The sequence below is a fragment of the Leisingera sp. JC11 genome (assembly GCF_040704725.1).
Taxonomy (GTDB): Bacteria; Pseudomonadota; Alphaproteobacteria; order Rhodobacterales; family Rhodobacteraceae; genus Leisingera.
Map to the genome: position 1 here is coordinate 114,015 of NZ_JBFCVS010000015.1, position 7,880 is coordinate 121,894.

The window sequence follows — 7,880 nt, forward strand, 5'->3', positions numbered from 1 at the left end:
CACCGGGGCCGGCGTGCGGGCAGGCCCCGGCGGCCGGAGCCGCCGGAGGGGATGAAGCGCAGGCTGCAAGCTGCTAACCTGCCTGCCGGGCGGTTTGGGAGAGCACGGGTTTGACGGATATTTCCTTTCTTTTGGACGGTGGCGGCGATGGCTGCCCGACGGTGCTGCTGGCGCATGGTGCGGGCGCCCCCATGGACACGCCGTTCATGTCGGCCATTGCATCCGGTCTTGCCGGCCAGGGGCTGCGGGTGGCGCGGTTCGAGTTTTCCTATATGGCCGCCCGCCGCAGCGGCGGGCCGAAGCGGCCGCCGCCAAAGGCTGAGAAACTGCAGGCGGAGTTTCTGGCCGCCGTCAGCAGCCTTGCCTGCGACGGGCCGCTGGTCATCGGCGGCAAATCCATGGGCGGCCGGGTGGCGAGCCTGATTGCTGACGAGCTGCTCGCCGGCGGGCGCATCTGCGGCCTGCTGTGCCTTGGCTACCCGTTTCACCCGGCTGGCAAGCCGGAGCGCCTGCGGACTGCGCATCTGGAGGGGCTGGAAACACCCGCGCTGATCTGCCAGGGCAGCCGCGACCCTTTCGGCGCGCTGCAGGAGGTACAGGGGTACGCGCTGTCTCCGGCGATCAGGCTGTGCTGGCTGGAGGACGGGGACCATGATCTGAAACCGCGTAAGACCGTGACCGGCTTCGGGCAGGAGCACAATCTGGACGCGGCCTGCGCCGCGGTCGGCGATTGGGCCAAGGGGCTGGCATAGAGGCTGTTGGCAGGCCCGGGCGCGGGGCCGGACGCCGGCGGCTCAGAATCCCGGCGCGGGCGGTTCGATGATCCGCCAGTAGCGGTCCATCATGGTGACGAGCTGCAGGAAGTCGCGCCCGGCGGTCTCCTTGGCGATATAGCCTGCGGCGTTCAGGCTGTAGGCGGCCGCGATGTCCTGCTGGTCGCTGGAGGTGGTCAGGAAAAACACCACCGACTTGTGCAGGTCGGGGTCGCTGCGCATTTCCCCGACCAGGGAGAAGCCGTTCATCCGCGGCATGTTGATATCGGCCAGCAGCACGTAGGGCGGCGTGATCCTGTCCTTGCCGCCGGTGCCGCGGAGAATGTCGAGCGCGTCGATGCCGTCAACGGCCCTTGTGATTTCATTTGCGATATTGGCTTTGCGGAAGGCGCGCCGTACCGCCTTGGCGTCTCCGTCATCGTCATCGACAAGCAGGATCTTCAGCTCTGTCCGGGAGAAGGGGATGCCGGTGCCATGCGCCATGTCAGCTGCCTCCCTTTGCGGCGGGCTCATGCTTGGGCCAGGTGAAGCGGAAATCGCAGCCCTCCCCCGGGGCGGACTGGAGAGAGATCGTGCCGCCCGCCTGCTGCACGTGTTTCTGAACGATGGACAGGCCCATGCCGCTGCCTTCAACCTGGTCCCGCGACTGCAGCGTCTGGAACATCTTGAAGATCTTCTCGTGGTATTTGGGTTCGATGCCGGGACCGTCATCCGCCACTGAGAAGACCCAGTGGCTGCCCGCGTCCTGCAGCGTCACGTCCACCGCGCCGGTGCCGGTTTCACTGTGCTTGATGGCGTTGGAGATCAGGTTGGCGAAGATCTGTTTCAGCGGCATGTTCACCAGCTGGATGCTCTCGAACGCCGGGTCGATGCGGATCGCGAAGCCCGCGGGCTGATCAATCAGCATCAGCACCTCTTGCATCAGATCGTTGCCGGGCGTGAGCTGCTGATAGCGGTGGTCGGTCTTGCGCCCGATCCGGGAATATTCAAGCAGGTCGTCCAGCAGCTGGTCCATCCGCGACACCCGGGAGCGGAGCAGCTGCAGGTTTTCCCGGCTGTCTTCATCCAGGATTTCCGCCAGGTCCTCCTCCAGCCAGCTGGAGGCATTGTCGATCACCCGCAAGGGCGCCCGCAGATCGTGGGAGGCGACATAGGCAAAATCATCCAGGTCCCGGTTCGACCGGGAGAGGTCGTCGATGAATTTCTCCCGTTCCTCCTCAGTGCGCTTCTGTTCGGAGATATCGCGGACAATGCCGCTGAACAGGATATGCTCGCCGACCCGGATCTCGCTGACGGAGACATTGAGCGGGAAGGTGCTGCCATCCTTGCGCCGCCCCTGCACGTCGCGGCCGGCGCCGATGAATTTCGGCTGCCAGGTCTCGAAATAGGCGCGGATGTAGCCGTCGTGTTCCGACCGGTACGGAGCGGGCATCAGCATACTGACATTCTTGCCGGCCACCTCCTCCGCGCTGTAGCCGAAGATCCGCTGGCAGGCGCGGTTGAAGCTCTGGATTCTGCCCTCCGGATCTATGGTGACCATCCCTTCGACGCTGTTGTCGCGGATGGCCGTCAGCTCTGTCTGCTTGCGCTCCAGGGAGACCATGATCGTCTTCTGGCGGCAAACAACATAGGCAAAGGCCCAGAGCGCCAGGATTGTCAGGCTCCTGTTGGTGAGAACGATCCATTCATGGATGCCGGCCCGGTGAAACAGAAGATAGCCAAGAATTGTCAGCACGGATCCCGCCGCGGCATAGGCGTAGGCGGTGGCGGGCTTCTCCGCCCAGATGGCGCAGAGGACAACCCCGGTGTAGGTCAGCCCGGCCGCAACCCCCAGCGGGGTCAGGTAGTCGAACAGAAATCCGGCGGCGATCATCAGGGCGGCTGCGGCCTGGGCATGCTGGCCGGCCGGGATCCGCCAGCGAGGCCGATGGTGGATGCCGGATTGCCGGGCAAATGTCATAATGCGGGCGTTCCCTTGGTTCGGTGCAGGCGGTCAGAATCCCGGCTGCTGATGGATGGCAGTGCTTGCAGCCGGCTGGCGGCCTGTCCGGTCAGGGTACATTCCTCGTGCGTTGTTTCAAGAAAAATGCAACTTAAAGTTGCATTTTTGATATTGCGCCGGTGACGCTGGTCAAGGCGATTTGCAACGGTTTGCAACCCGCAACGCAGCTCTGGGCAGAAGGCCTGAAGCCGGTTAGCAAACTGTAAACCGGTTCCGGTCAGGGCAGGTTTTGCCCGATTTTTGATGCTGCCCTCACGGAGGCCCGGCGCCGATGCGCTGCGGCGGGGAGGGCAGCACCGGTTCGGGCAGCTCCGCCGGCTTGGGAGGGGCGCCGAGGCAGGCCTGTTCCCGGTTAAGAGTTTCCTGTCTTTTTAGCGGCAGTCTCTCGCCAGCAATTTAGAATCACGAATGCGCGGAGAGTCAGAATGTTTTTCAGATCCAAGTCGGCCAAGCCTGCAGAACAGGCCAGCAACGCTGAAATGATTGCCGGTATGGTTGACCGCACCCAGGCCACGATCCTGTTCGAACCGGATGGCAGCATTCTGACCGCCAACGCCAATTTCCTGGCCGCAATGGGCTATAGCCTGGAGGAAATCGCTGGCAGGCACCATTCGATGTTCGTGGCGCCGGACCTAGCGGCCAGCGCGGAATACAAGGCGTTCTGGAAGGATCTGGCGAAAGGCAAGGTGTTCACCGATCAGTTCCCGCGGGTGACCAAGGCCGGGGAAACCATCTGGATCCAGGCCACCTATGCTCCTGTCACCGGGCCGGATGGCTCCGTCGTGCAGGTGGTGAAGGTGGCGACCGATGTGACCGTGCGCCGCCGCGGCCTGCAGGAGATCGCCCGCGGGCTGGAGGCGATGAGCCAGGGCGACCTGGGCGTCCGGGTCACCCTCTCGGATCAGGCCGATATCGCGGCGCTGGGCGAAGCGTTCAACCGCTCTGCCGAACAGCTGCAAACGGCGATTGGCGCGGTTACCCGGGTGTCGGATGCGGTGGGGCGCACCGCGGATGATATTTCGCGATCGGCCAGCGACCTGTCGCAGCGCACCGAAAGCCAGGCCGCCACGCTGGAGGAAACCGCGGCAGCCATCGAGGAGCTGACCTCAACCGTTCATTCCGCGGCGGAGGGTGCGGAAAAGGTGGAGGGCATCGTCAGCGAGGCCAAGACCGCGGCGGAGCGCAGCGGCCGGGTTGTCGGGGACGCGGTGGCGGCGATGTCGAAGATCGAGACGTCCTCCGAGGAGATCGCCAAGATCATCGGCATGATCGACGACATCGCCTTTCAGACCAACCTGCTGGCGCTGAACGCCGGGGTCGAGGCGGCGCGCGCCGGCGACGCGGGCCGCGGGTTTGCGGTTGTGGCCTCTGAGGTGCGGGCGCTGGCGCAGCGCTCTGCCGGGGCCGCCGGGGAGATCAAGCAGCTGATCAGCGAGAGCAAGCAGCAGGTGGCCAGCGGGGTCGATCTGGTGGGCCGCACCGGCGCCGAGCTGAAGCAGATCATCGACAGCGTCGGCACCATCTCCAGCCACATCAGCGGCATTGCCACCGGCGCCAAGGAGCAGGCGGCCTCGCTGAGCGAGATCAATCAGGGTGTTTCGCAGCTGGATCAGGTGACCCAGCAGAACGCAGCGATGGTGGAGGAGGCCTCTGCCGCCAGCCGGCGGCTGTCGTCCGATTCCGGCCAGCTGACCCGCGAGGTGTCCAAGTTCAGCGGTTGCGAAGCCGCGGCTCCGGCGGCTGCCCCGTCGGCGGAGGTGATCGCCTTTCAGCGCCCGGCACCGGCGCCGGCGCAGGACGGGTTGTCCGCGGCGCAGGGCAGGGACGACTTCTGAGGCGGCTGCCGTCAGCCGGTCCGCGGGTGCCGCGGAGTTTGCCTGAATTGACGTGTTGACAGTCTCCGCCTGCGCCGCAACGCTGGCCGCAAAATGACGGGGTGAACACATGGACAGCCAGGATGCGGCTGCATATCCGCTGGTCCGCCGCGCCGGGCTGAGCGGCATGCTGGTCAGCTTCGGCGGCAGCCTGAGCGAGGCCTCCAACCGGGCGGCGCTGGCGTTCCGCACCGCGGTGGAGGCGCGGGCGCTGGAGGGCGTGGCGGAGACCATGGCCTCGCTGGCCTCGGTGTTTGTCCGTTTTGAGCCTTCCGTTCTGCCGCACGGACGGATTGAGGCGGCGCTGCAGGAGCTGCTGGCGGCGCGGGACTGGCTGCAGGCGCCGCTGCCCGCCGGGCGCCGGTTCTGGCGGGTGCCCACGGTTTACGGCACCGATCTGGCGCCGCAGCTGGCGGAGGCCGCCGATGCCGCCGGGATGAGCGAGGCGCAGGCCATCGACAGCCTGGGCGCCGCACGGGTGCGGGTGCTGACCATCGGCTTTGCGCCCGGCCAGCCCTACCTCGGCTCGCTGGGGCCGGAGTGGAACCTGCCGCGGCAGACCGAACTGACCCCGATGGTGCCGCGCGGCGCGCTGGTGCAGGCGATCAGCCAGCTTGTGCTGTTTTCCAGCCCGGCGCCGACCGGCTGGCGCCATGTCGGCCAGACCGGGCTGACGCTGTTCCAGGCGGATGCAGATCAGCCCTTTGCCCTGCGTCCCGGCGATGAGATGCAGTTTGAACCGGTGTCCAGGCCGGACTTTTTGAAGCTCTGCGAAGACGATCCGCTGCGCGGCGGCGCCACTGCCGCGGAGATCCCGGCATGAGCGGCCTCAGGATCCTCCGCATCGGCCCGGCCGCATCGGTGCAGGATACGGGCCGTCCCGGGCTGCTGGGGCAGGGCGTGTCGCAGGGCGGAGCGGCTGACCCGCTGGCTCTGGCCGAAGGCGCGGCGCTGTTGCGGCAGGACCCGGGCCTCGCGGCGCTGGAGATGGGCGGCATGGGCGGCGAGTTCGAGGCCATTGGCCCCGTGCGCATTGCGCTGACCGGGGCGCCGATGGCGGCGGCACTGGATGGCGAGGCGCTGGCCTGGAATGCCTCGCACCGGATGGAGGCTGGCCAGCGCCTGACCATCGGCGCTGCCAGCGCCGGCGTCTACGGCTATCTGCATCTGGGCGGCGGCATCGCCACGGAACCGCTGCTGGGCGCCCGCGCCGTGCATCTGATGGCCGGGCTGGGCCGGGCGGCGGAGGCCGGAGACCTGCTGCCCGCCGGGCCGGACAGGAACGGCGATACCGGGCTGGTGCTGGCGGCTGAGGAGCGGTTCCAGGGCGGCGAGCTGCGTATTTTAGAGAGCTTTCAGACCCGCCTGTTCCCCGAACCCGTCCGGGCCCGCTTTGCCGCCACTGCCTTTTGCCGCGGCAGCCGTGCCAACCGGATGGGGGTGGAAATGGTCTCGGACGGAGAGGGGTTCGCCGCCGAAGGGCAGCTCAACATACTGTCCGAGGTGATCCTGCCCGGCGACGTGCAGATGACCGGCGACGGCAAGCCCTTTGTGCTGCTGCGCGAATGCCAGACCACCGGCGGCTACCCGCGGATCGGCACCGTGCTGCCCTGCGATCTGCCCAGGGTGGCGCAGGCGCAGGCGGGGGCGGCGCTGCGCTTCCGCTGGATCAGCCTGGAGGACGGGCTGGGGATCCAGGCGAAGTTCGAAAAAACACTGAAGGGACTGCCCGCTGCCTGCCGCCCGCTGGTGCGGGATCCGCAGGCGGTCCGGGACCTGTTGTCCTATCAATTGATCAGCGGGGCCGTCTCGGCGGAGGCGGACCCTTTTGCGACGGGAGAAAGCGCATGACCAAGACTGTCGACCTGAACGCCGATATGGGCGAAAGCTTCGGCCCCTGGAACATGGGCGATGACGCCGCGCTTCTGGGCATCGTCTCCTCCGCCAATATCGCCTGCGGCTTTCACGCGGGCGACCCGGATGTGATGGCGCGGACCATGGCGCTGGCACGGGACAACGGAGTCGGCATCGGCGCCCACCCCGGCTTTATGGACCTGCAGGGGTTCGGCCGCCGCAAGATGCAGGTGCCGCATGGCACCCTGGCCAATATGATCCGCTATCAGCTGGGCGCCGCCCGGGGCATGGCCCAGGCCGCCGGCACCCGGGTGCGGCACCTGAAGCTGCATGGCGCGCTTTCGAACATGGCCTGCGTCGACCACGCGATGGCGCGGGCCTGTTATCAGGCGGCTCTGGATGTGGACCCGGAGATCATCATCATGGTGCTGGCCGCAACCGCCATGGAGGAGGTGGTGCGCGAGCTGGGCTGCAACTGGTGCGGCGAGATCTTTGCCGACCGCGTCTATAACGACGACGGCACCCTGGTCGACCGGTCGCTGCCGGGGGCGGTGATCCACGATCCGGACCTGGCCGGGCCGCGCATCCTGCAAATGGTGCAGGAAGGGGCGATCATCACCGAAAGCGGCAAACGCATCCCGGCGGCGATCGACACCATCTGCCTGCACGGTGATACAGCCGAGGCAGTGGAACTCGCAGCCTCCGTCCGCAGCAGCCTGACCGCAGGCGGGATCGCCATCCGGCAATTCCCCGGCCGCCGGGACTGAGGCGCGGCAGGGGGCGCACTTCGGGGAGCAGGATTTGAGGGGGAGCAGGGGCTGAGGCAGGTTTTTGGGCCGCAGGCCGGGAAAACCCCGGGAATCGCGGCGCTTGCGCCATCGGATTCGATTCCTGCCGACTCGCTGGAAACTGCCTGGCTTGTATATCTCACGGGGTGCACCCCCAACATCTAGTGGGGTGCGATCGAAGGGCGGTTCTGCCTGTTCTCTCCCGGCCCGCTGAAAGCCCGTTTCCCCGTCGCGCGCGCAGCTTTTGCATGGTGCTAACAGGCTGAAAATTATATAGTTTTTGCTGCCGTAAGCAAAAAGTCATAGAAACTTCAAAAAAGGGGTTGCGACTCTCCGGCGCTAACCATAGAACACCCCTCACCGGCGGCGCTGAGGCGCTGACGGTCACCACCGAGGGTTAGCTGGAACGGCGGCGCAGCAAGAGATTGGAGCGCAGCCGGGATTGTTGTCTCTCAGAGGTGATGCTCTTTGACATTGATGGAATACTGAAGAGATATGCGGGCGGTTTGGTTCATTTCGATGGATCAGCCGATGCATATCGCGCTGCTAGGATTTAGGTCCGATGATGCAGTGTCAGCTTCACTGTTTG

General features: G+C 66.3%; 7 protein-coding genes. 5 read left to right on the plus strand and 2 right to left on the minus strand.

Annotated elements, in window-relative coordinates; all coding sequences use genetic code 11:
* Window positions 1-110 precede the first annotated feature (110 nt).
* A complete protein-coding gene (locus AB1A62_RS16525) occupies window positions 111-752 on the plus strand; it encodes an alpha/beta family hydrolase (RefSeq protein ID WP_366662560.1) in 642 nt (213 codons plus the stop codon).
* A 42-nt stretch (window positions 753-794) separates the two neighbouring features.
* Here the strand turns inward: AB1A62_RS16525 and AB1A62_RS16530 are convergent, their stop codons facing one another.
* The gene (locus AB1A62_RS16530) at window positions 795-1,256 is read right to left on the minus strand and encodes a response regulator (RefSeq protein ID WP_366662561.1); all 462 of its coding nucleotides are present in this window, start codon (window positions 1,254-1,256) and stop codon (window positions 795-797) included.
* A gap of 1 nt (window position 1,257) precedes the next feature.
* Window positions 1,258-2,733, minus strand: a complete 1,476-nt coding sequence (locus AB1A62_RS16535; protein ID WP_366662562.1) for a PAS domain S-box protein — start codon at window positions 2,731-2,733, stop codon at window positions 1,258-1,260.
* A gap of 467 nt (window positions 2,734-3,200) precedes the next feature.
* Between AB1A62_RS16535 and AB1A62_RS16540 the strand changes: the two genes are divergently transcribed.
* The 4 genes from AB1A62_RS16540 (at window position 3,201) to AB1A62_RS16555 (ending at window position 7,270) form a co-directional block, all read left to right on the plus strand.
* The gene (locus tag AB1A62_RS16540) at window positions 3,201-4,610 is read left to right on the plus strand and encodes a methyl-accepting chemotaxis protein (RefSeq protein ID WP_366662563.1); all 1,410 of its coding nucleotides are present in this window, start codon (window positions 3,201-3,203) and stop codon (window positions 4,608-4,610) included.
* A 109-nt stretch (window positions 4,611-4,719) separates the two neighbouring features.
* Window positions 4,720-5,472 carry a carboxyltransferase domain-containing protein gene (locus AB1A62_RS16545; protein WP_366662564.1) on the plus strand — a complete coding sequence of 251 codons (753 nt, stop codon included), beginning with the start codon at window positions 4,720-4,722 and terminating at the stop codon, window positions 5,470-5,472.
* Window positions 5,469-6,500, plus strand: coding sequence for an urea amidolyase (locus AB1A62_RS16550; RefSeq protein ID WP_366662565.1), 1,032 nt, complete (start codon window positions 5,469-5,471; stop codon window positions 6,498-6,500). The genes AB1A62_RS16545 and AB1A62_RS16550 overlap by 4 nt, the downstream gene beginning before the upstream one ends.
* Window positions 6,497-7,270, plus strand: a complete 774-nt coding sequence (locus tag AB1A62_RS16555; RefSeq protein WP_366662566.1) for a 5-oxoprolinase subunit PxpA — start codon at window positions 6,497-6,499, stop codon at window positions 7,268-7,270. Before AB1A62_RS16550 ends, AB1A62_RS16555 begins: the two co-directional genes overlap by 4 nt.
* Window positions 7,271-7,880: the final 610 nt, after the last annotated feature.

Bases quoted from the DNA above. Each gene is read 5' to 3' on its own strand.
- AB1A62_RS16530 (WP_366662561.1), bottom strand. From the start codon at position 1,256: ATGGCGCATGGCACCGGCATCCCCTTCTCCCGGACAGAGCTGAAGATC.
- AB1A62_RS16535 (WP_366662562.1), bottom strand. From the start codon at position 2,733: ATGACATTTGCCCGGCAATCCGGCATCCACCATCGGCCTCGCTGGCGG.
- AB1A62_RS16545 (WP_366662564.1), top strand. From the start codon at position 4,720: ATGGACAGCCAGGATGCGGCTGCATATCCGCTGGTCCGCCGCGCCGGG.
- AB1A62_RS16555 (WP_366662566.1), top strand. From the start codon at position 6,497: ATGACCAAGACTGTCGACCTGAACGCCGATATGGGCGAAAGCTTCGGC.
- AB1A62_RS16540 (WP_366662563.1), top strand. From the start codon at position 3,201: ATGTTTTTCAGATCCAAGTCGGCCAAGCCTGCAGAACAGGCCAGCAAC.
- AB1A62_RS16550 (WP_366662565.1), top strand. From the start codon at position 5,469: ATGAGCGGCCTCAGGATCCTCCGCATCGGCCCGGCCGCATCGGTGCAG.